Below are 21,229 nucleotides of genomic sequence, written 5' to 3'. Positions count from 1 at the left end.
GCACGATGCGCGTACGGGACCTGTCCATCCGCACGACCATGAGCCTCGTCCTCTGCGTGATGGCCACGATCATGCTCGGCTACGCGACGGGCACCGTGCGGGAGGCGCGGCAGCAGGCGGCCGAGGCCGAGCGGGTCATCACCCTGGTGCGGGCGAGCCGCGCCCTCCTGCAGACGCTGAACGTGACCCGGTTCGAGCGGGGCGCGACGCTGCAGTTCCTCGCCGCCGCCGAGCCCGTCGAGGCCGAGACCCGCGCGTCGCTCTACGCGGACCGGCAGCGGGCGATCGCGGGGCTCGCCGCGGCGCAGCCGCTCCTCGACGCGCTGGAACTTCCGGCCGTGACGGCGACCCTCGGCCGGCTGCACGAGGCGAGCGGACGCGTCGAACGCCTCCGGCCGCGGATCGACGCGGCCCTGGACGTGTCGGGCGCGCGGCGCGACGGCGCGGTGACGGCGGAGGCGAGGGCCGCCTTTCAGGCCATGCTCGATGCCCTGATCGCCGCGAGCGACGCCGTGGACGGCGCGATCCCGCGGTCCGACACGGTCCTCCGGCGCGACCTCGCCCTGAAGCGGGCCGCGTGGTCGACGCGCATGGCCAACGGCGCCGTCGCGCTGCGCGTGCAGACGTCCCTGGCGGCCGGGGCGTCCTGGTCGCTGGACGAGACCGTCGCGGCCGCCGAGGAGCGGGGACGGCTCGACGCGGCCTGGAATGCGGCGATCGAGGCCGCGGCCGAGGCGTCCGGGACGGTCCAGGCCGCGTTCCGGCGGGCCCGGGAGAACAATTTCGAGGGCGCTCCCCTCGCCCGCCGGCGCGCCGTGGCGCAGGCCCTGGCTCGCGCTGCCCCGACGGGACTGACGCTCGCGCAGGCGCGCAAGCTCGACACGCCCGAGCAGGTCACCCTCGTCGACCTCGCCTTCGTCTGCCTCGACGAGATGATCGCGCGGGCCGAGGCCCTGTCCGGCGCGGCGCGGAGCACCCTGTGGCGCGACGGGGCGGCCCTGCTCGCGACCCTGCTGCTCGTCGCGCTCGGGCTGCTCGCCCTGTTCCGCGGCGTGCTGCGGCCGATCCGGCGGATCACCGCGGCCATGGAGGCGCTCGCGGCCGGGGACGCCGCCGTTGCCGTCCCGGGCCTGAGCCGGCGCAACGAGATCGGCGCCATGGCCCGCGCCGTGCAGGTGTTCAAGGACAACTTGATCCGCACCCGGCGGCTCGAGGCCGGGGCCGAGGCGGCGCGGCAGGACGCGGAGCGTCAGCGCGGCCTCGCGATGCGGCAGGTCGCCGACCGGTTCGCCGACGCGGTCGGCGGGATCGTCGCGCAGGTCTCGACCGCGGCCGCATCGTTGCAGGCCACGGCCCGCGGCATGACGGAGATTGCTGCCGAGACCGCGGAGCAGTCGACCACCGTCGCGGCCGCGGCCGAGGAGGCGGCCACCAACGTCGGCACCGTGGCGGCGGCGGCCGAGGAACTCGGCGCCTCCGTGCAGGAGATCGGCCGGCAGGTCGACGGCTCGGCCAGCCTCGCCCGCGCGGCGGTCGCCGAGGCCGACCGGACCGGCGCGCTGGTCCGGGACCTGAGCGAGGCCGTGGCGCGGATCGGCGACGTGGTCGGGCTGATCTCGACCATCGCGGGCCAGACCAACCTGCTGGCGCTGAACGCCACCATCGAGGCCGCCCGCGCGGGCGCGGCGGGCCGCGGCTTCGCGGTGGTGGCCACCGAGGTGAAGGCGCTGGCCGCGCAGACCGCCCGGGCCACGGAGGAGATCGCGGGCCAGATCGGGCGGGTGCAGGCCTCGACCGGCCAGGCCGTCGCGGCGATCGCGACGATCACGGCCCGGATCCGGGACATCGACGGCGTGGCGACCACGATCGCGGCGGCGGTGGAGCAGCAGGGCGCGGCGACCCGCGAGATCGTCCGCAACGTCGGGCAGGCGGCGCAGGGCGCGGCCGCGGTCACCGGCCACGTCGCCGGCGTCGCCGCGGCGTCCGGCGCGACCGAGGCGGCGGCGGGCGAGGTTTTGAGCGCGGCCGCCGCCCTGTCGGCTCAGGCCGAACACCTGACCGAAGAGGTCGGCCGCTTCCTCGACGGCGTCCGGGCCGCCTGAGCGCGCCCCCAAGCGCGTCCTGGGGGCGCCGCCGGCCGCCTCCCTGGCCTGGACGGGTCCGAGGCGATAGAAGGCCTCCCGACGGCCGGCGCGCACGGCGCCGGCTCCAGGGAGAAACCATGCCTCGCCTGTCCCCCCTCTTCGGAGCCGCGTTGATCGCCATGACCACAGCCGCCAATGCCGAGACCGTGACCACCCCGTCGGGCCTCAAGTATCAGGACGAGGTCGTCGGCACCGGGCCCGAGCCGAAGGCCGGCCAGACGGTCACCGTCCAGTACACCGGCTGGCTCGACGAGGGCGGCAAGAAGGGCAAGAAGTTCGACTCGTCCCGCGACCGCAACCAGCCCTTCAGCTTCCCCCTCGGCGCCGGCCAGGTGATCAAGGGCTGGGACGAGGGTGTCGCCACCATGAAGACCGGCGGCAAGCGCACCCTGATCATCCCGCCGCAGCTCGGCTACGGCGCCCGCGGCGCCGGCGGCGTCATCCCGCCGAACGCCACGCTGATCTTCGACGTCGAGCTCCTCGGCGCGAAGTAAGCGGCACGGCTGCGCGACGGCGGGAATTACGAGACGATGCTGTTCGCGCAGCTGTCCGACGAGCTATTCAAGCCGCTGGCCTCGCCGAGCCGCGGCTTCAACGCGGCCCTGCTCCTGCACCTGCACCGGCGCGTCCTCGGGGCCGAGCCGGTGCGCAAGGCCGAGCTCCTGGCCGAGATCGGCGACTTCGCCGCCGGCTGGAGCGACCCCGAGGTCAGCGGCGACGAGCCGATCTCCGCCGATCCGGCCGAGCGCCGCACGGCGCTCTACCGGCGCCTCCTCGACACCGGCTGGCTGATCGAGCGCCGTGAGCGCTACGTCCCGGTCGCGGAGTTCGACCCCGAGGCCCGCCTCCTCCTGGAGGAGCTGTCGCGGCTGGAACGGGGCGAGACCCGCTCCTACGGCGGCGCCGTCCTGGAGGTGCTGGGCGGGCTCGAGAGCGCCCTGTCGGACCCGGCGAACCGGTCGGAGGCGCTCTCCAACGCCGCGCGGGGCGCGGCCGCCTTCCTGTCCCACGTGCGCGGCCTCGCGGCCGGCATGCGCAAGGTCGAGGAGCGCATCCTGCGCGAGCCCGACCGCGCCAAGACCTTCCGGCTGTTCTTCGAGGATTTCGTCGAGCGCCACCTGATCAGCGACTACCGGACGCTGCACACCCGCTTCAACCCGTTCCGCTTCCGCGCCAGCGTGGTGCGCGAGGCCGGCCGGGCGCTGCGCGACGCCCTCACGGTCCGGGCCCTGGCCGAGGGCCTGATCCGCGAGGGGCGGAGCGCCGACCTCGACGCGGCGCAGAAGGCCGTCCGGGCGGATCTCGCCCAGATCCTGGCGGTGTTCGAGGGCCTCGACAACCATTTCGACGCCGTCGACGCCGTGGTGGCGCGCCTGGAGCGCCGGATCGCCTCCGCGCTGCACGTGATGGACCGCCCGGACCCGAGCGGCGTCGAGCGCGTCGCCGCGATGCTGCGCGCCGTCGGGGAAGCGGAGATCGCCCCCGAGGTGCCGGGCGACGTCTCGCTGCTGCGGCCGCCGATCGGGCACGCGCATCTCCAGGCGCCGCGCGCCCGCAAGTCGGCCATCGACATGGAGCCCCTGCCCGACATCGAGGACGACCCCGTGGTCGACGCCTTCGCGGCCGCCAAGGCGGAGTTCCGCCGCCGCACCACCGTGACGCCCGAGAGCATGAGCGCCTTCGTGGAGGCCCGGCTCGGCAAGGCGGTGCGGCTGCGCGGGTCGCAGATCGTCATCGCGGGCGTCGACGACTTCATCGTGTTCCAGCGCCTGCGCGAGATCGACGTGCTGTTCGACGCCAAGCTCGGCGCGCGCTACGCCCTGACCCGGCTGCCCGAGCGGGTAGTCAACGGCTGGCTGGACTGCCCGGATTTCCTGCTGGAGCGCCGTCCCCGTGCTTGAGGGCTTCCGCGCGATCATCGACGGCGACGAGCCGCCGCCGCCCGGCGCCCGGGCGCCGGACGCCGAGGAGCTGTGCCGCGCCCTCCAGGTGCTGCTTAAGGGGCAGGTGATCTACGCCGAGACGCAGGGCATCGGCCGCTCCTACGAACTCGCCCGGCACTACGCGCCGTTCTTCACCGACTACTTCGCCTGCCTCGGCTACGCGCTGACGGTCTCGCACCGCGACCAGATGGTCTCGCTGAGCCCGGCCGCCGACGCCCCGCGCCACGACATCGTCTCGGAGCGCCTGCGCAAGGACGAGACCCTGGTGCTGCTGGCGCTCCGGCTCCTCTACGAGGAGGGCCTGCGCGACCACCGGGCCGGAACGGACGGGATCGTCGACTGCACCACCGACGAGATCGTCGAGAAGATCCGCGCCGTGGCGCGCAACGAGCCCCCCGAGGAGGGCCGGCTCGCCGACATCCTGCGCCTCTACGCCAAGCGCGGCGGGCTGCGGCTCGGCGAGCGCGACCGGGTCGAGCGGGTCACGCCGCTGTCGCTCCTGCCGGGGCTGACGGTGCTGGCCTCCGACGCCTGGATGGAGCGCCTGCGGGCGTGGTCCGAGGCCGGCGAGGCGTGATTCCGTCGTGCGGTCGACCAACTCGGCGCCGTCTTTGCGAGCGGAGCGACGCAATCCCGCCGGCGCCACGATTGCCGGCGTCGCGCTGCCCTGGGTCACTTCGCTGCGCTCGCGATGACGGGGTGAGATACGTCAACCGCGACGTGCGGCCGAAACCACGTGACCGCGCTCAGGCCGCCCGGACCGTCGCCAGGAAGTGCTCGACCTCGCTGCCGAGATGGGCCGCCTGGCGGGCCATCTCGGAGGCCGAGGCCAGGACCTGCGCCGCGGCCGCGCCGGTCTCCTCGGCGGCGCCGGCGACGCCGCTGACATTGACGGTCACCGACTCGGTCCCGGTCGCGGCCTCGGCGACGTTGCGGACGATCTCCTGCGTGGCCGCGCCCTGCTCCTCCACCGCCGCCGCGATGGAGTTGGCCATGCCGCTGATCTCGCGGATGCGGCCGGCAATGCCGTCGATGGCCTGGACGGCCTGGCCGGTCGAGCCCTGGATCTGCGCGATCTGGGCCGAGATCTCGGCCGTCGCCTTGGCGGTCTGGTCGGCCAGGGCCTTCACCTCGGTGGCCACCACCGCGAAGCCGCGGCCGGCGACGCCCGCGCGCGCGGCCTCGATCGTGGCGTTCAGCGCCAGCAGGTTGGTCTGGCTGGCGATCGCCGAGATCAGGTCGACCACCTCGCCGACCCGGCGCGCGCCGGTGCTCAGGGCCTGGACGAGGTCGGCCGTGGCGGCCGCCTCGCGGACGGCGGCCTGTGCCAGGTCCGCCGAGGAGCCGACCTGGCGTCCGATCTCGTTCACCGAGGAGCCGAGCTCCTCGGCCGCCGCCGCGACCGTGGTCACGTTGGAGGAGGCCTCCTCGGCGGCCGCCGCCGCGCTGGTGGACTGGCCGGCCGTCTGCGTCGCCGTCGCGGTGAGGCTCTGGGCCGTGGACTGGAGCTGCGTCGCCGCCGACGTCACCGAGCCGACGATGCCGCCGATGGCGGATTCGAACCGGTCGGCGAGTTCGCGCGTCGCCTGCCGGCGCTGCGCCTCGGCGCCGGCCCGGGCCTGCGCGGTCTCGGCCTCGAGGGCGCGGGCGTGCAGCAGGTTCTCCCGGAACACCGCGACGGTCGCCGACATGGCGCCGATCTCGTCCCGCCGCGCCGCGTAGGGGATCTCGGCCTGGGTGTCGCCGTCGGCGAGGCGCCGCATCGACAGCGTCATCCCGGCGAGCGGCCGCGACACGCCCGTGAAGGCGTACAGCATGGCGCCGAGCGCGATGACGAGGCTGACGAGCAGGCTCACGACGGTCGTCCGGACCGCGTCGGCTTGGCTGTCGCGGGCCGCGCGCCCGGCCGCCTCGCCGTTCCTGATGTTGAGGTCGGCCAGGGCGCGGGTCGCGGTGGAGGCCGCGAGATAGTTGGCGTTCATCGGCCCGCGGAAATAGGCGAGCGCCTGATCGTGCTGGTCGGCCGGGAAGGCGCGCAGACGGGTCCAGTCGGCCTGCTGCACCGCCAGCTTGGCGAGCAGGTCGTCGTAGATCCCCTGCTCTTCCTTCGACGCCACCAGGCTGCGGTACGCCTCGGCCTTCGCCTGGCGGTTCCGCATCATCTCGTCGGCGTTCTTCAGGCTGGTCTCGCGCTCGGCATCGGTATCTGCCGTCACGTAGCGGAACTGCCACAGTCGCGAGCGCATCACGAGCGCGTTGATCGCCTGGGCCTCGTTGATCGACGGCACGGCGTTGTCGATCAGCTCCGCGAGCCGCTGGTCGACCGCCTGCATCTTGTAGAGGGTCACGCCGCCCTGGACGATCGCCGCCAGGAGCAGGAGGGCGAAGAGGCCGCTGAGTTTTGCTTTGAGACTGAGACGCATCGGTCGGTTCCGGTCGTGCGGGCGAGACCCGCAGGACATGAACGGGTTGTGCTAACAGGGTTATAACCTGAGGTAGGATCAGGCTTCACGGGTTCGCCTGTGTCGGCTTGCATACGCGGCCGAGTCCGGCCAACTGGGCCGTTCATTCCTCGCCACCGGCCCGACCCACCGACACCGTGTACGTCCTCACCGACATCGCCATCTCGAACTGGTACCTGATCCGCCGCGAGCAGATCCGCCTGCGCGGCGCCGCGGCGCTGGTCGGGCCGACCGGGGCCGGGAAGTCGACGATCTTCGACGCGGTCGGCACGGTGCTGGCCGGCAACAACGCCAGCCGCCTCGCCCTCAACGCCTCGGCCTCCGGCCGCAGCGCCCGCACCGTGCGCGACTACTGCCTGGGCTGGATCAGCGACCCGGCGGAGGGCGGCCGCCCGACGCGGGAATCCTGCGAGACCGTGCTGGTGCTGGTCTTCGAGAACCCCGATTCCGGCCGCGTGGTCTCGGTCGGCCTCGCCCTGGCGGCCCGGGCCGCCGAGCCGAAGGAGACCGTGCTGTCGCGCTTCATCGCGGTCGGGCACCGGTTCGAGGTCTCCGACTATGCCCGCACCGCCCCCGGCGGCACCTACACGGCGCCCTGGAGCGAGATCGCCGCGGAGCTGCGCGCCCGCGCGTCGAGCTTCACCGAGTACCGCACCTCCGGCGAGCGCTTCACGGCCGACGTGCTGGCGACCCTGCGCGAGGGCGCGCCGGCGCCGGAGCCGCGCCATTTCCTGCGCAGCTTCGCCAACGCGGTGGCGTTCAAGCCGATCTTCGACACCAGCGCCTTCGTCCGCGCCTTCGTGCTCGAGCCGGAGCCCCTCGACGTCGAGCGCGTGCGCCACTCCATCGCCAACTGGCGGCGCCTCCGGGAAACCATCGCCGAGCTGGAGACCCGGCTCGGACGCCTGCGGCGCCTGCGCGACCGCTACGAGGCCTGGGGCGAGGCGGTCCTCGCGGCCGCGACGCACGAGCTGCGGGCGGCCAGCGCCGATCTGCGCCGCCGCAGCCTCGACCTCATCGCCGTCCGGGGCCGCCTCCGCGAGGGTGCCGACACCCTGCGCATCGCCCGCGAGCGCGTCGCGGCGAGCCGCGGCTACGTCCGCGAGATCGACGGCGAGATCGCCGAGAAGAAGGCGCTGGCCGCCGCGAGCGCCGCCGAAGGCCGGCTCGCGGCCTCGACGCTCGGCCTGTCCATGCTGGAGCGCGACCGCAAGGAACTGATCGGCCGGATCGGCGACCTCGTCGCCCTCGTCGGGCAGATGGCCAAGCTCCAGCCGGTCGCCCCGATCCTGCGCCAGAGCTGCCCGCCGGCGGCCCGCCTCGCCGAGGCCTGCGCCCGGGCGGGCCTGCGCCGGGAATCCTCCCCCGAGGAGATCCTGCGCCCCGACGTGCCGCTGGCCGAGCTGGCCGACGGGCTGGCGCGCCTGCCCGACTTCGACGAGGCCCTGGAGCGGGCCGCCGAGGACGCGGCGCTCAAGGCCCGCGCGCAGGAGAGCGAGGCCGAGCGGTCGGCGCCGCGCACCGGCGGCGGCCCGGCGGCGCGGCTGTCCTCCGACACGGTGGCGTTCCGCGGCGAGCTGGAGCGGCGCGGCATCGACGCGCTGCCGATCTGCGAATTGGCCGAGATCGTCGACCCGACCTGGGGGCCGGCCCTCGAAGGGCTGCTCGGGCGCGCCCGCGAGGCCCTCGTGGTCGCCCCCGACCGGCTGAGCGAGGCCCTCGGCGTGCTGCAATCCGGCCGCGACCGCTTCAGCCGCTGCATCCTGGTCAAGACCACCGACACCGCCAAGCAGCGGTCGCGCCGCTACGACGACGGGCCGCTGACCGTGATCGAGACCAGCGATCCCCACGCGGAGGCCTTCCTCGGCGTGCGGCTCGGCGGCTACGACCTCGCCCGGGACGATGCCGAACTGGCGCGCCTGTCCCGGGCCGTGGCGCCGAGCGGCCGGACCACGGCCGGCATGGCCTATACGGTGACCCGCAGCGTCGACCTGCTGATGACCCGCGGCCATCGCGGGCCGACCGCCGACAGCCGCCGCGCCCACGAGATCGCCGCCGCGGAGGCGCGGCGCCTGCGCGGCGAGGCCGCGGTCCTGCGCGAGGCCGCCCGGACGGCGGCCGCGATCCGGGCCCGCGTCGCCCGGGGCCTCGACGACGTGGAGGCCCTGCGGGCCGAGCTCGACGGGCTCGAGGGGCGACGGCGCACGCTCCAGACCGAGCGGGAGGGCATCGAGAAGCGCGACACGGCCGGACTCACCGCCGAGATCGCCGCGCTCACCACCGAGCGGGTCGGTTACCTGCGGGAATTGTCGGAGGAGCTGGAGCCGAAGCTCGACCGCCTGCTCGCCGACGAGGCGGCCCTGCGCGCCCGGATGGGGCCTATGCGCGAGGCCGTCCGCGCCGCCCTGTCGGCCCGCCGCGCGGCCCTGCGCCAGCTGAGCGCGGGCGACGCGGCGCGGGTTCGCCTCGCCCGCGCCGAGCCCTTCGACCTCGGCGCGGTCGCCGAGGCGCGGCGGGCGCTCGCCGGCCTCGACGCCAAGGCGGCCGGGGCGCGGGTGAGCGCCGAGCGCGGCCTCGCCCGGGATTCCGCCGAGGCCGCCCGCTCGCACGGGCGGATCGCCGAGCGCGAGCTGGCGGAGGCCTGCGCCGCCTGGCGGGTGGAGAACCCGCTCGCTTCCGGGGATGCGCCGGCGATCGACGGCTTCGCCTGGGTGCGCCGGGAGTACGAGGCGGTCGAGGGGCACGAGCTGCGCCGCTACCGGGCGCAGGCCGAGCGCGCCGAGTCCGAGATGCGCCGCCTGATGACCGAGGACCTGCTGACGCGCCTCGCCGACCGGTTCGAGCGGGTCCATGCCCGGCTCGCGGCCCTGAACGAGCGGCTCTCGGCGCGCAGCTTCACCGGCCAGACCTACGCGTTCGAGGCGGCGGTGGACCGCCGCTACGCCGCCGTCCACGCGCTGGCCACCGAGACCGCGCGCTCGCCCGAGGCCGCTCAGGCGCTGCTCGCCGGCGAGGCCGAGGGGCCGATGGCGGCCGCGCTCGAGGAGATCACCGCGCTGATCGGCGGCGCGGAGGACGCGGCGCGGCTCGCCGATTACCGCAACTACTTCGTCTACGAGATCGGCATGCGCGACCGGGCGGGCAACCGCACCACGATGTCGGCCCGGGCGCTGCGCGGCTCCGGCGGCGAGGCGCAGGCGCCGTTCTACGTGGCGATCGCCGCGTCGCTCGCCAGCGCTTACTATCCGGGCGACCGGCCGGGCGACGAGAATCCGGGGCTCGGCCTGTGCCTGCTCGACGAGGCGTTCTCGAAGCTCGACGTGCGCAACAGCCAGGCGCTGGTCGATCTCTACCGCGCCTGGGGGTTGCAGCTCCTGATCGCCGCCCCCGAGGACAAGCGCACGACGCTGACCGAGGTGATGGACACGATCGTGACGGTCTACAAGAGCCCGGATCTGACCTCGGTCCGGATCGAGGCCGAGCACCCCCTCGAGGCGGCGCGGCGGGCGCTGCACGCGATCAACCCCGACCAGGTCGGGATCGAGGGCTTCCGCCAGTCGGACGCCGCGGAGTGAGCCCGCGGGGTACCGGAGCGGGGCTTCGCGCCGCCGTCCCCGGTATCCCCGTTCTCCGGGTGATCGATCGTCAGTTCAGGTAGGTGCGGATCCAGTTCGGCGAGAGGATCTCGCCCTCTTCGGTGATGATCCAGGGCTGCTTGGCCGGGTCGGCCAGGGCGCCGGCCGCGGCGGCGATCGCCTCCCGCAGAGTCCGGTAGCGCTCGGGCTGCGCGAGCGGGGCGCTCGCCGGGGCCGTGCGCCAGATCGTCAGATCCGCGGGCCGTTCCAGAGCTTCGGTTTCCATGGGTACTCGTCCTTCCGAACCGTTTTGGACCGTTCAGACCGCCGCCGCCGGGCTCTGCCGAGGGGCTGCGGCGATCGGTGGTCTGGGCGTCAATGCAAGCATCTCTGCGGCAGCTTTGCGATCAATTCGGGCGGTTTCCGAAACCAGCATCCGGTGCCGAGGCACGAGCCCGGGCGCGGTTCGGTGTTCCATGTCCGTATTGAGCGCGACTGAGCTGACTTGGACTTGCGAGAATTGTGGCTCCTGAATGATGACCATTCCGTTAGCCAGTTTGCGCCGGTCGCCGCCGTGCGCCAGAACACGTCAGGAGCCCGTCGGCGGCGGTGCCCCTCTGTGTTGACGCCCCGATCCTGAACGCGCACTTAAGGCTCCGCCCGCCGCGGGCCTGCCCGCGCGCTTCTCTCTCGGAGCCACCCGTGCCGGATCGTACCGTGCGCCTCGTCCTCGCCGCGGTCCTGGTCCTGCTGGCGCTCTACGTCGCCCAGCCCTACCTGCAGCTTCTGCTCTACGCGGCCGACACGCCCCGGGCGGTCACGGCCCGCGGCGATCTGGCGCCGGCCGAGGCCTCGACGGTGGCGCTGTTCGAGCGCGCGAGCCCGTCCGTCGTTCACGTTTTCGCGCAGGGCGCTGCGCAGAACCGCGACCTCCTCGACCTCGACGACCAGGGCGGCGAGCAGGGCGGGACGCAGACCGGCACCGGCTTCGTCTGGGACGGCGCCGGCCACATCGTCACCAACACCCACGTCGTGCAGAACGCCGCGCAGAGCGGCGGCTCGGTCTCGGTCCGGATGAGCGACGGCGAGGTCGTGCCCGCGACCCTCGTCGGGATGGCGCCGTCCTACGACCTCGCGGTCCTGCAGCTCGGGCGGGTGCGCCGCATGCCGCCGCCGCTGGCGATCGGTACCTCGGCCGATCTCAAGGTCGGTCAGGCGGCCTTCGCCATCGGCAACCCGTTCGGCCTCGACCACACGCTGACGACCGGGGTCATCAGCGCGGTGCGGCGGCGCATGCCGACGAGCGAGGGCCGCGAAGTGTCCGGCGTCATCCAGACGGACGCGGCGATCAACCCCGGCAATTCCGGCGGCCCGCTCCTCGATTCCGCGGGCCGGCTGATCGGCGTCAACACCGCCATCGTGTCGCCGTCCGGCGCCAGCGCCGGTATCGGCTTCGCGATCCCCGTCGACGTGGTGAACCGGATCGTGCCGGAGCTGATCAAGGCCGGCCGGGTGCGCAATCCCGGCATCGGCATCATCGCCGCCCAGGAGGCCGCCACCGCGCGGCTCGGCATCGACGGCGTGGTGATCGTCCGGGTGCTGCCCGGCTCCCCGGCCGCGCAGGCCGGGCTGCGCGGCGTCGACCCGCAGACGGGCGACATCGGCGACGTGATCGTCGAGGCCAACGATCGCCCGGTCCACCGCCTCGCGGACCTGACCGCGGCCATCGAGGAAGCCGGCCTCGGCGCCGGCGTGACCCTCAAGGTCGAGCGCGACGGCCGGATCCGGCAGGTGCGCGTCACCACCGCCGAGGTCGCGGAGAACCGGCGATGACGCGCCCGACCCTCCTCCTGCCTCTGCTCCTGCCCCTGATCCTTCTCGCCGGCGCCGCGCGGGCCGGCGAGGCGCCCACGCGCGCGCGCCTCTGCCCGGAGAACCTCCCCGAGGGCGTGCGCCTGCCGCCGCAGCCCGGCTGCGACGCCGCGACCCGCCCGCCGAGGCCGCCTCGGCCGGGCCACATCGATCTCGGCGACGGGACGAGCATCCAGATCGGCGGGAGCGCGTCGGCCCTCTACGGCGCGCGGCGCTGAGCGATGGCGCTGTTCGCCGGCCTGCTCGCCTGCCTGACCCTGTGGTGGCTCTCGAAGAACTCGGGCGGCCTCGGCCGCCGGCTCCGGCGCGGTTTCCGGGCAGCCCTCGGCGCCGCCCTCGGGCGCGCGCGGCTGCCGACCTTCGGCGCCTTCGCGCTGCTCGCCGCGGGGTTCCTGCTCCTGCGCGGGAATTTCGTCCTCGCGGCCCTGCTCGGACTCAGCGGCGTCTGGATGATCGAGGGTCAGGCCGCCATGACCGCGCGGCTGCGCCGCCTGATCCGGCCGGGATCCGGCGAGCGCCCGCGCGACCCGCAGGATCACCGCTTCCGCACGGTCCTGATCGACGCCCTCCTGCGCCCGGACGGCAGCCTGCGCACCGGCCGCGTCATCGCGGGGCCGGGCGCCGGCGCGTGGCTCGACGCCATGCCCACCGGGGCCGTGGTCGAGCTGCTCCGGCTCTGCCGCATCCGCGACGCCGCGGGCGCCGCCCTGCTAGAGCCGTATCTCGACCGCCGGGCGCCCGGATGGCGTGTAGACGCTGAGGGCGATCGCGACCCGCGGCCGCGCCGTCCGCCGCACCCAGGGACGATGACGCAGGAGGAGGCGTACGAGGTCCTGGGGCTTCAGCGCGGGGCGACCGCTGAGGAGATCCGGTCGGCCCACCGGTCTCTCATGAAGCGCGCCCACCCCGACCAGGGGGGCAGCGCCGAGGGAGCGGCGCGCGTCAACGCGGCCCGGGACAGGCTTCTGAACCGACATCGCTGAACTCCACGCGCGTTGTCAGAGAGATACCGATCGTCGGCCGCGGGCGAACTCGGTCGCGGCCGTTCCGTATCCGGCGCGCGGGCGCGCCGGTGGGTCTCGAAACTCGGCGCGCGGGCGCGCCGGCGGGTCTCGCGGGCCTCAGCTCCGGGTGGCGAAGCAGCTGAAGCCGCTGCGCTTCAGGGCCGTGCAGGCCTCCTGGGCGGAATCCTGCTCGGCGAAGCCCGAGAAGCGGGCGCGGAACAGCGTGGTGCCGCCGTGCTCGACCTTGACCGTGTAGGGGGCGGCCTTCGACAGGCTGCCGCCGACCTTGGCGCGCGCCTCCGAGAGCATCGAGCGGGCCTTGGCCTCGTCGTCCATGGCGCCGAGCTGGATGACCCAGGCGGTCGGGACGACGCGGGCGCCCGAGACCGCCTTCGGCGGCTCGTCGCGCTCGAGGGAGGCCACCCGGGCCGTGGACTTGGACGCGCCCGGGAAGGGCGGCTGGGCGTTGCCGCCGCCGGCATAGGCCTGGGCCGCCTTCGGGATCCCCTGCGGGCCCGGCTTCCAGGTGCCGCCCGGCGTCGTCGTCTTGGACGGGGACAGGTCGAGGGGCTCGCCGGTGGTGCCGGTGGTCTCGACGTCCTCGTCGTCCGCGGAGGCGACCTGCGTGCGGGTCCGCGAGACCGCGTCGGCGACCACCGCCGGGCGGGCACGCTCGGCGACCTCGGTGACCGGCGCCGAGATCCGGGCGCCGGCATAGGCGCGCGGCAGGCTGGAGCGGACGAGGTCGGCCATGATGCGGTCGCGGCCCGCGCCGGACTTGCCGCCCAGCACGATCGCCACGATCTGGCGGCCCTCGGACTTCGCGGCGGTCATCAGGTTGAAGCCGGAATCGCGGGTGTAGCCGGTCTTGATCCCGTCCACGCCCTGCACGTTGCCCAGCAGGTGGTTGTGGTTGCCGATCACCCGGCCGCGGAACGCGAAGGACCGGGTCTGGAAATAGCGGTAATAGTGGGGGAAGCGGTCCTGCACCGCCCGGGCGAGCACGGTCAGGTCGCGGGCGGTGGTCAGCTGCTCAGGGTCGGGAAGGCCCGAGGCGTTGGCGTAGTGCGTCCGGCTCATGCCGAGGGCGTGGGCCTTCGCGGTCATCATCTGGGCGAAGCGCTCCTCGGAGCCGGCGATGTTCTCGCCGATGGCGCAGGCGACGTCGTTCGCCGACTTCGTCACGATCGCCTTGATGGCGTCCTCGACCGTGATGGTCTGGCCGGGGCGCAGGCCGAGCTTCGACGGCGCCTGGGCGGCGGCGTGGGCCGAGATGGTCAGGTCGGAATCGAGGGCGAACTTGCCCCGCTCCATCTGCTCGAACAGCAGGTAGAGCGTCATCACCTTGGTGATCGAGGCCGGATGCCGCAGGGCGTCCTCGTTCACCGCGTGCAGGGTCTTGCCGCTCTTCACGTCCACGACCATCGCCGCGTAGGGCGGGTTGTAGCCGCCGCCGGCGCGGGCGTGGTGGTGCCGGCCGCGCCGGGCCTCGGCCGGTGAGGCCAGGGCCGTCAGGACGGCGGCGGCCAGGATCGCGGCCGGGAGCGCTGGAATCGTCCGGGAGCGGCCTACTACGCTACGCATCACGCCTGATTGCCTCGCGAGACCGGTACTGGCCGGTCGTATCCCCTGCGGAGCCTCCCGCCGATCGCGTGGCCCCGCTGCATCAGTGGAGAGTTAGGCAAGTGCAGTTACAGGCCCGTTAATGCGATCGCGGCGGATGCCGGATCGTGTCGTCCCCGCCATCGTTTACCGGCCGCCCTCGCCCCGTTGTCGCCGGCCGGCCATCCCTTGCCGGCTACGGTCGGCGCTCTTACCGACCCGAGCTTGACGCTGGCTGTCGTGCCGCACACTCTCGCGGCGATCCGAAACGGCCGGTCGCGGACGGCCGGCCGGTTCGGCGGCGGTCCGGAGATCGGCAATGCAGAGACCCCCTGCCCTCCCCCTGAGCCCGGCCGTGTCCGGGTTCGGCACGCCCCTGCGGCGGTTCGGGATCGCGAGCCGGGCGGCCCAGACCCTCGGCATCGAGTATCTCGACACGTGCAAGAAGGCCCTCGACGATCTCGGTGCCACCTGGGGCGCGCTGGCGGCGGCCCGCAGTCCGACCGAGATCCTGGCGGTGCAGACCGCGTACCTGCACCGGGCCGGGGAGCGCGCCGCGGCCCGCTCCGCCGCCGCCGGCGACGCGATGCTGGGCCTGACCGGCGCGCTGCTGCGGCCGAAGGCGGAACCGCTGGCCGCCCCGGCCCCGGCCCCGGCCCGACCCGGCCCGGCGCGCTAGCGGGCCGGCGGTCATGCGCCGGGGACGCGTCGTGCAGGGCGGACAAGTGCGCACAGGCGTCTGGCGAAGTCGGCTCACCGTCTGTAGATTAACCGCCGCGGAGCTGAGCGCTGCTCCCGGCAGGCCAGGATCAGGATCGGCCGTCAGGGCCGGCGGCGCCCGCTCCGAGCAAGGGATCGGTTCGACGCACATGACACAGGTCCCCATGCAGGGCACCGCGAGTTCGACGAGGGAGCACCGGCCGGCGCGTGTCGCGGTCACGGCATCCGGTTCGCGCGCGCCGGGGGGCGACGACCGGTCCAACACCGCGATCATCACGCGCACGAAGCCGCGAACGAAACGGCCGAGCCTGTACCGGGTACTCCTTCTGAACGACGACTATACGCCGATGGAGTTCGTGGTCCTGGTGGTCGAGCGGTTCTTCAACAAGAGCCACGAGGACGCCTACCAGATCATGATGCACGTGCATCAGAACGGGGTCGGCGAGTGCGGGGTCTTCACCTACGAGGTGGCCGAGACCAAGGTGACGCAGGTCATGGACTTCGCACGCAAACACCAACATCCTCTCCAGTGCGTTATGGAAAAGAAATAGGCGCCGCTCGCGGTAGGCACGAAGGACAGAGGCCAGCTTTGCCAAGCTTCTCACGCAGCCTAGAACAAGCCCTCCACCGCGCCCTGGCGCTCGCCGGGGAGCGCCGGCACGAATACGCGACGCTGGAGCATCTCCTGCTCGCCCTGGTGGACGACCAAGATGCGGCCGCGGTCATGCGCGCCTGCAACGTCGAGATCGACACGCTCAAGCGCAGCCTCGTCGATTACGTCGACACCGAGCTCTCCAACCTCACCGGCGACGGCCGGCAGGACGCCAAGCCCACGGCCGGGTTCCAGCGCGTGATCCAGCGCGCCGTGATCCACGTCCAGTCGTCGGGCCGCGAGGAGGTGACCGGCGCCAACGTGCTGGTGGCGATCTTCGCCGAGCGCGAGAGCCACGCCGCCTACTTCCTGCAGGAGCAGGACATGACCCGCTACGACGCGGTCAACTACATCAGCCACGGCATCGCCAAGCGCCCCGGCGCGTCCGAGGCGAAGCCCGTGCGCGGCGCCGAGGAGGAAGGCGCCTCCGAGCGGCCGAGCGACGACGGCGATCCGCGCGGCGCCAAGAAGAAGGGCGACGCGCTCGACGCCTACTGCGTCAACCTCAATAAGAAGGCGCGCGACGGCAAGATCGACCCGCTGATCGGCCGCGAGAGCGAGGTCCAGCGGACGATCCAGGTCCTCTGCCGCCGGCAGAAGAACAACCCGCTGCTCGTGGGCGATCCCGGCGTCGGCAAGACCGCGATCGCGGAGGGGTTGGCGCGCAAGATCATCCAGCACGAGGTGCCGGAGGTCCTGGCCGACGCGACCGTCTTCTCCCTCGACATGGGCACGCTGCTCGCCGGCACCCGCTACCGGGGCGACTTCGAGGAGCGTCTCAAGCAGGTGATGAAGGAGATCGAGGCGCACCCGAACGCCATCATGTTCATCGACGAGATCCACACGGTGATCGGCGCCGGTGCGACCTCGGGCGGCGCCATGGACGCGTCGAACCTGCTGAAGCCCGCGCTGGCTTCCGGCACCCTGCGCTGCATCGGCTCGACCACCTACAAGGAGTACCGCCAGTACTTCGAGAAGGACCGCGCCCTGGTGCGCCGGTTCCAGAAGATCGACGTCAACGAGCCGTCGATCCCCGACACGATCGAGATCGTGAAGGGCCTGCGCCCGTACTTCGAGGAATTCCACAAGCTCAAGTACACGACCGAGGCCGTGAAGGCCGCGGTGGAGCTGTCGGCCCGCTACATCAACGACCGCAAGCTGCCCGACAAGGCGATCGACGTGATCGACGAGACCGGCGCCTCGCAGATGCTGGTGCCGGAGGCGCGCCGCAAGCGCACCATCGGCATCAAGGAGATCGAGGCGACCATCGCCACGATGGCCCGGATCCCGCCGAAGACCGTCTCCAAGGACGACGCGGTGGTGCTCCAGCACCTGACCGAGAACCTGAAGCGCGTGGTCTACGGTCAGCCGAACGCGATCGAGGCCCTGACCTCGGCGATCAAGCTGGCCCGGGCCGGCCTGCGAGACCCGGACAAGCCGATCGGCTCGTACCTGTTCGCGGGCCCGACCGGCGTCGGCAAGACCGAGGCCGCCAAGCAGCTCGCCTCGTCGCTCGGCGTCGAGATGCTGCGCTTCGACATGTCGGAGTACATGGAGCGCCACACGGTGAGCCGCCTGATCGGCGCGCCCCCCGGCTACGTGGGCTTCGACCAGGGCGGCCTGCTGACGGACGGGATCGACCAGCACCCGCACTGCGTGCTCCTCCTCGACGAGATCGAGAAGGCGCATCCGGACCTGTTCAACATCCTGCTGCAGGTGATGGACCACGGGAAGCTGACCGACCACAACGGCAAGCAGGTCGATTTCCGCAACGTCATCATCATCATGACCACCAACGCGGGCGCCTCGGACCTGGCGAAGTCGGCCTACGGCTTCACCCAGTCGAAGCGCACGGGCGACGACGTGGAGGCGATCAACAAGCTGTTCGCGCCGGAATTCCGGAACCGTCTCGACGCGATCATCTCGTTCGGCCACCTGCCGAAGGAGGTGGTGGCGAAGGTGGTGGACAAGTTCGTGCTCCAGCTCGAGGCGCAGCTCGCCGACCGCAACGTCACGATCGAGCTCTCGGACGAGGCCCGCGAGTGGCTGGTCGAGCACGGCTACGACGACGCGATGGGCGCCCGCCCGATGGCCCGGCTGATCCAGTCGACCATCAAGACGCCGCTCGCCGACGAGGTGCTGTTCGGCAAGCTCAAGGACGGCGGTGCGGTCCGCGTGGTCGTCCGCAAGCCGGAGGACGGCGAGGCCAAGACCGGCGCGAAGGACGGCCTGACCTTCGAGTTCCCGGCCGGCCCGGTCACGCCCAAGCCCGAGAAGGACGTGACCAACGCCGCCAAGCGCCACAAGCGCGCCAAGCCCCGCACCGCGTCCCGGAAGAAGACGCCGAAGGACAACAAGGGCGGCGGCGGCAGCTCGGGCGGCGGCGTCCGGACCGTGCCGAAGGTGCCACTCGTGCGCGCCTAATGGTGTGCATGGCGGCCGGCGGCCTTCCGCACGCGGGGGGCGCCGGTCTATGACCGCCGCGACGCGCATGCGCCGCGGCGAGGAGGCGCCCGATGACTGACAATCTGCACGAGGGACCCCTGTCCCCCGTCGGGCAGCCGGCGCCCCCCAAGAAGCTCACCCGGCGGGAGGAGCGGCGCCGGCGTCGCCAGCGGCGCCGCCGCGGCGAGGAGGTGCTCGCCTGGGTGCTCGTGCCGTTCATCTGCTTCGGCATCTACTGGGGCATCGCCGCCGGCTTCGACTTCTTCGGCACCTCGCCGGGCCAGGTCTGGGACCAGCTGATGCAGGTCAAGGCCATGATGGAGAAGCGTTCGGGCCCCCAGGGCGCGCGCGGCTAGCGCGCCGCCCCGGCCCGGGCGCGGGAGGCGACGCCTCCGGACGGTTCCGAGCGGGCGCGCCCATGACACCGACCCGTCGATCGCTTCTCGCCGCCCCCCTCCTGGCGATGCCGGCCGTCCGGACCCGGGCGGGCGGCGGACCCGTGGTCGTCGTCGGCGCCGGGGCCGCCGGCCTCGCGGCCGCCGCGCTGCTGCGGGCGGCCGGTCAGAGCGTCACTCTCGTCGAGTCCCGGGACCGGATCGGCGGCCGCGCCTTCACCGACCGGGCGCTCGGCGCCGCGTGCCGGTTCGACGCCGGCGCCGAGTACATCCACTGGGCCGAGCGCAATCCCTGGGCGCCCATCGCCCGGGCGGCCGAGGCGCACGTCGCCCGCGAGGACGGCTGGGCGCGCCGGCTCGTCGTCGACGGCCGTCCGGCCACCGCCGCGGAGGCGTCGCAGCGGCGCGCGGGCTTCTCCGGCCTCGACGCGCTGCTCGCCCCGAAGGACGGCGACCCGTCCCTGGCGGAGGCGGCCCGGGCCGGCGGCCCCGACGCCGCCCTGGCGGCGGCCGGCCTGAGCCGGCTCTCCCTCGGCGAGGATCCCGAGCGGGTCTCGGCCGTGGACTACGACCGGCTCTGGTCCGGCTCCGACCTGTGGATCGACGGCTACGGCGACCTCGTGGCGCGGCACTTCGCCGACCTGCCGGTCAGCCTCGGCTGCCCCGTGCGGGCGATCGACTGGTCGGGTCGCGGGGTCCGGGTCGAGACGGCGCGGGGCACGATCGCGGCCGCCGCCGCCATCGTCACGGTACCGGTCGGCGTGCTGAAGGCCGGGGCCGTGGGGTTCACGCCGGACCTGCCGGACGCCGCCCGGACGGCGCTCGACGGCCTGTCGATGGGCGCCTACACCAAGATCGGCCTGCGCCTCGACCCGGCGCGCCTCGACGGGGCCGACCTCGGCGACGCGGTCTCGGTGGCGACGGGCGGCCCGACGATCTACTTCGAGATGCAGCCCTTCGGCCGGTCCCTGGCGGTGGCCAATCTCGGCGGCGACCTCGCGCGGGACCTGTGCCGGGCCGGCGAGGCGGAGGCGGTGGCGCTGGCCACCGAGCGCCTCGTCGCGGTCCTCGGCGGGGGCGCCCGCAGCGCCGTCGAGGCGGGCCGCCTCGCCGGCTGGTGGACCGACCCGCACGCCCGGGGCTCCTACTCCATCGCCGCCCCCGGCCACGCCGCGGCCCGCGACCGCCTGCGCGAGCCGGTGGCCGGGCGCGTGTTCTTCGCCGGCGAGGCGCTGGCCGGCGGCGGCGCCATGACGGTCGGCGGGGCGACGCTCGACGGCGAGCGCGCCGCCCGGGCGGTGCTGAAGGCGCTGGGCGCCTGAGCGGCCCTCTGCCGAACTCGGGTCAGGCGGTCGCGGCGCGGCTCGGCAGCGGCCGCGCGGGCGCCGCGACGGCGGCCCGGTGCCGGATCGCCGCCACTGCCAGGGGCTCGGCGCGGCCGCGCAGGGCGTGGGCGCCGAGATCCTCCGCCACGAGGTCGTCCGGCAACGGGCCGAGCCGGGCGAGGAGGTCGGCCGAGATGAGGACGTCGACCCCCAGGGTCTTCGACAGGGCCTCCAGCCGGGCCGTGGTGTTCACGACGTCGCCGAAATACGCGATCTTGTGCCGTTCCAGCCCGATCTCGGCGGTCACGACCGGGCCGCAATGCAGCGCGGCGCGGAATTGCGGCACCTGCCCAAAGCGGTCGCGCCAACTCCCCGCCTCGGCGGCGAGCCGTTCCTGGAACGCGAAGACGCAGCGCAGGCAGGCGGCGTCGCGCAGGCCCCGCTCCATCGTCCAGGTCACCAGCGCCAGGTCGCCGACGTAGTCGTCGATCGAGCCGCGGGCGCGCGCCACCGGCAGCGCCAGCGCGTTGAAAACCTGCCCGAGATAGGCCTGCGCCGCCCGGTCGCCGTAGCGGTCGGCGAAGCGCGTCGACCCGGTCACGTCGAGGAAGAGGAAGATCCGCTCCTCGCTGATCGGCCGGTGGTAGCGCCCGATCAGCAGGTTGGCGAAGACGCCGGGGCCGATCAGGTCGCGGACCCGGAACACGAACACCACCAGGGCCGAGATGCCCAGCGCGTAGAGCAGGCCGGATTGCGACATCAGCATCGCGTTCCGCTCGCTGTACATGAAGCGGAACAGCTGGTTCAGCACCGTGCTGGCGACCGCGTTCCCGGCCACGATCAGCCCGATGTAGAGCGCCACCGTGGCGAGCAGGAACAGCGGCGTCGCGAGACCGCGGATGCGGTCGCGCAGGTGCGGCGCCAGCAGCCGGCGCTCGTAGAGCAGGATCGGCGTGCCGATGATCGCGCCGCGGACCGCCGTGCCGGTCAGCGGGGCGATCCCGAAGATCACCCCGTAGAGCAGCCCCGCCAGGGCGCCGAGGCACGGCGCCACCAGCAGGAACCAGCGCGGGCTGAAGCGCATGGCTCG

General features: G+C 73.6%; 17 protein-coding genes. 13 read left to right on the top strand and 4 right to left on the bottom strand.

What is annotated here, in order from left to right; all coding sequences use genetic code 11:
- Positions 1–5 precede the first annotated feature (5 nt).
- From LOK46_RS04270 to LOK46_RS04255, 4 genes are all read left to right on the top strand, one after another.
- Positions 6–2,102: a methyl-accepting chemotaxis protein gene (locus LOK46_RS04270; RefSeq protein ID WP_273562639.1), complete on the top strand. Its 2,097-nt coding sequence runs from the start codon at positions 6–8 to the stop codon at positions 2,100–2,102.
- A 119-nt stretch (positions 2,103–2,221) separates the two neighbouring features.
- A complete protein-coding gene (locus LOK46_RS04265) occupies positions 2,222–2,638 on the top strand; it encodes an FKBP-type peptidyl-prolyl cis-trans isomerase (RefSeq protein ID WP_026605341.1) in 417 nt (138 codons plus the stop codon).
- A gap of 36 nt (positions 2,639–2,674) precedes the next feature.
- Entirely contained in the window at positions 2,675–4,045 is a 1,371-nt protein-coding gene (locus LOK46_RS04260) for a Wadjet anti-phage system protein JetA family protein (protein ID WP_273562638.1), read from the top strand.
- A complete protein-coding gene (locus LOK46_RS04255) occupies positions 4,038–4,664 on the top strand; it encodes a DUF4194 domain-containing protein (protein WP_020095807.1) in 627 nt (208 codons plus the stop codon). Before LOK46_RS04260 ends, LOK46_RS04255 begins: the two co-directional genes overlap by 8 nt.
- A 169-nt stretch (positions 4,665–4,833) precedes the next feature.
- Here the strand turns inward: LOK46_RS04255 and LOK46_RS04250 are convergent, their stop codons facing one another.
- Positions 4,834–6,510, bottom strand: coding sequence for a methyl-accepting chemotaxis protein (locus LOK46_RS04250; protein WP_273562637.1), 1,677 nt, complete (start codon positions 6,508–6,510; stop codon positions 4,834–4,836).
- A gap of 176 nt (positions 6,511–6,686) precedes the next feature.
- Between LOK46_RS04250 and LOK46_RS04245 the strand changes: the two genes are divergently transcribed.
- Complete coding sequence (locus LOK46_RS04245; RefSeq protein WP_273562636.1) at positions 6,687–10,124, top strand: SbcC/MukB-like Walker B domain-containing protein; 3,438 nt, start codon at positions 6,687–6,689, stop codon at positions 10,122–10,124.
- 70 nt (positions 10,125–10,194) lie between these two features.
- On the opposite strand, the gene LOK46_RS04240 is transcribed toward LOK46_RS04245, so the two are convergent.
- Positions 10,195–10,410: a hypothetical protein gene (locus LOK46_RS04240; protein ID WP_042674010.1), complete on the bottom strand. Its 216-nt coding sequence runs from the start codon at positions 10,408–10,410 to the stop codon at positions 10,195–10,197.
- Between the two features lie 416 nt (positions 10,411–10,826).
- On the opposite strand from LOK46_RS04240, the gene LOK46_RS04235 reads away from it, so the two are divergent.
- The 3 genes from LOK46_RS04235 to LOK46_RS04225 are packed head-to-tail and all read left to right on the top strand — an operon-like array spanning position 10,827 to position 12,979.
- Entirely contained in the window at positions 10,827–11,957 is a 1,131-nt protein-coding gene (locus LOK46_RS04235; RefSeq protein ID WP_273562635.1) for a S1C family serine protease, read from the top strand.
- Entirely contained in the window at positions 11,954–12,214 is a 261-nt protein-coding gene (locus LOK46_RS04230) for a hypothetical protein (RefSeq protein ID WP_273562634.1), read from the top strand. Before LOK46_RS04235 ends, LOK46_RS04230 begins: the two co-directional genes overlap by 4 nt.
- Before the next feature lie 3 nt (positions 12,215–12,217).
- Complete coding sequence (locus LOK46_RS04225) at positions 12,218–12,979, top strand: J domain-containing protein (RefSeq protein ID WP_273562633.1); 762 nt, start codon at positions 12,218–12,220, stop codon at positions 12,977–12,979.
- Between the two features lie 138 nt (positions 12,980–13,117).
- Here LOK46_RS04225 and LOK46_RS04220 read toward each other — a convergent pair whose 3' ends face one another.
- On the bottom strand, positions 13,118–14,584 hold the full coding sequence (locus LOK46_RS04220) for a D-alanyl-D-alanine carboxypeptidase (RefSeq protein WP_273562632.1): 1,467 nt from the start codon (positions 14,582–14,584) through the stop codon (positions 13,118–13,120).
- A 337-nt stretch (positions 14,585–14,921) separates the two neighbouring features.
- Between LOK46_RS04220 and LOK46_RS04215 the strand changes: the two genes are divergently transcribed.
- The 5 genes from LOK46_RS04215 (at position 14,922) to LOK46_RS04195 (ending at position 20,136) form a co-directional block, all read left to right on the top strand.
- The gene (locus LOK46_RS04215; RefSeq protein WP_273562631.1) at positions 14,922–15,281 is read left to right on the top strand and encodes a phasin family protein; all 360 of its coding nucleotides are present in this window, start codon (positions 14,922–14,924) and stop codon (positions 15,279–15,281) included.
- 205 nt (positions 15,282–15,486) lie between these two features.
- Positions 15,487–15,873, top strand: coding sequence for an ATP-dependent Clp protease adapter ClpS (gene clpS, locus LOK46_RS04210; RefSeq protein WP_273562630.1), 387 nt, complete (start codon positions 15,487–15,489; stop codon positions 15,871–15,873).
- A 38-nt stretch (positions 15,874–15,911) separates the two neighbouring features.
- On the top strand, positions 15,912–18,398 hold the full coding sequence (gene clpA / locus LOK46_RS04205; RefSeq protein ID WP_273562629.1) for an ATP-dependent Clp protease ATP-binding subunit ClpA: 2,487 nt from the start codon (positions 15,912–15,914) through the stop codon (positions 18,396–18,398).
- Positions 18,399–18,490: 92 nt separating this feature from the next.
- The gene (locus LOK46_RS04200) at positions 18,491–18,775 is read left to right on the top strand and encodes a hypothetical protein (RefSeq protein WP_273562628.1); all 285 of its coding nucleotides are present in this window, start codon (positions 18,491–18,493) and stop codon (positions 18,773–18,775) included.
- 62 nt (positions 18,776–18,837) lie between these two features.
- A complete protein-coding gene (locus LOK46_RS04195; RefSeq protein ID WP_273562627.1) occupies positions 18,838–20,136 on the top strand; it encodes a flavin monoamine oxidase family protein in 1,299 nt (432 codons plus the stop codon).
- A gap of 22 nt (positions 20,137–20,158) precedes the next feature.
- On the opposite strand, the gene LOK46_RS04190 is transcribed toward LOK46_RS04195, so the two are convergent.
- Entirely contained in the window at positions 20,159–21,223 is a 1,065-nt protein-coding gene (locus LOK46_RS04190) for an adenylate/guanylate cyclase domain-containing protein (protein WP_273562626.1), read from the bottom strand.
- Positions 21,224–21,229: the final 6 nt, after the last annotated feature.

Source organism: Methylobacterium sp. NMS14P (assembly GCF_028583545.1).
Classification (GTDB): Bacteria; Pseudomonadota; Alphaproteobacteria; order Rhizobiales; family Beijerinckiaceae; genus Methylobacterium.
This window is presented reverse-complemented; position numbering and strand designations above follow the sequence as displayed.

Coding starts and splice junctions, on each gene's coding strand:
- LOK46_RS04270 (WP_273562639.1), top strand. CDS start 6: ATGCGCGTACGGGACCTGTCCATCCGCACGACCATGAGCCTCGTCCTC.
- LOK46_RS04265 (WP_026605341.1), top strand. CDS start 2,222: ATGCCTCGCCTGTCCCCCCTCTTCGGAGCCGCGTTGATCGCCATGACC.
- LOK46_RS04260 (WP_273562638.1), top strand. CDS start 2,675: ATGCTGTTCGCGCAGCTGTCCGACGAGCTATTCAAGCCGCTGGCCTCG.
- LOK46_RS04250 (WP_273562637.1), bottom strand. CDS start 6,510: ATGCGTCTCAGTCTCAAAGCAAAACTCAGCGGCCTCTTCGCCCTCCTG.
- LOK46_RS04240 (WP_042674010.1), bottom strand. CDS start 10,410: ATGGAAACCGAAGCTCTGGAACGGCCCGCGGATCTGACGATCTGGCGC.
- LOK46_RS04230 (WP_273562634.1), top strand. CDS start 11,954: ATGACGCGCCCGACCCTCCTCCTGCCTCTGCTCCTGCCCCTGATCCTT.
- LOK46_RS04225 (WP_273562633.1), top strand. CDS start 12,218: ATGGCGCTGTTCGCCGGCCTGCTCGCCTGCCTGACCCTGTGGTGGCTC.
- LOK46_RS04220 (WP_273562632.1), bottom strand. CDS start 14,584: ATGCGTAGCGTAGTAGGCCGCTCCCGGACGATTCCAGCGCTCCCGGCC.
- LOK46_RS04215 (WP_273562631.1), top strand. CDS start 14,922: ATGCAGAGACCCCCTGCCCTCCCCCTGAGCCCGGCCGTGTCCGGGTTC.
- clpS (WP_273562630.1), top strand. CDS start 15,487: ATGCAGGGCACCGCGAGTTCGACGAGGGAGCACCGGCCGGCGCGTGTC.
- LOK46_RS04200 (WP_273562628.1), top strand. CDS start 18,491: ATGACTGACAATCTGCACGAGGGACCCCTGTCCCCCGTCGGGCAGCCG.
- LOK46_RS04195 (WP_273562627.1), top strand. CDS start 18,838: ATGACACCGACCCGTCGATCGCTTCTCGCCGCCCCCCTCCTGGCGATG.
- LOK46_RS04190 (WP_273562626.1), bottom strand. CDS start 21,223: ATGCGCTTCAGCCCGCGCTGGTTCCTGCTGGTGGCGCCGTGCCTCGGC.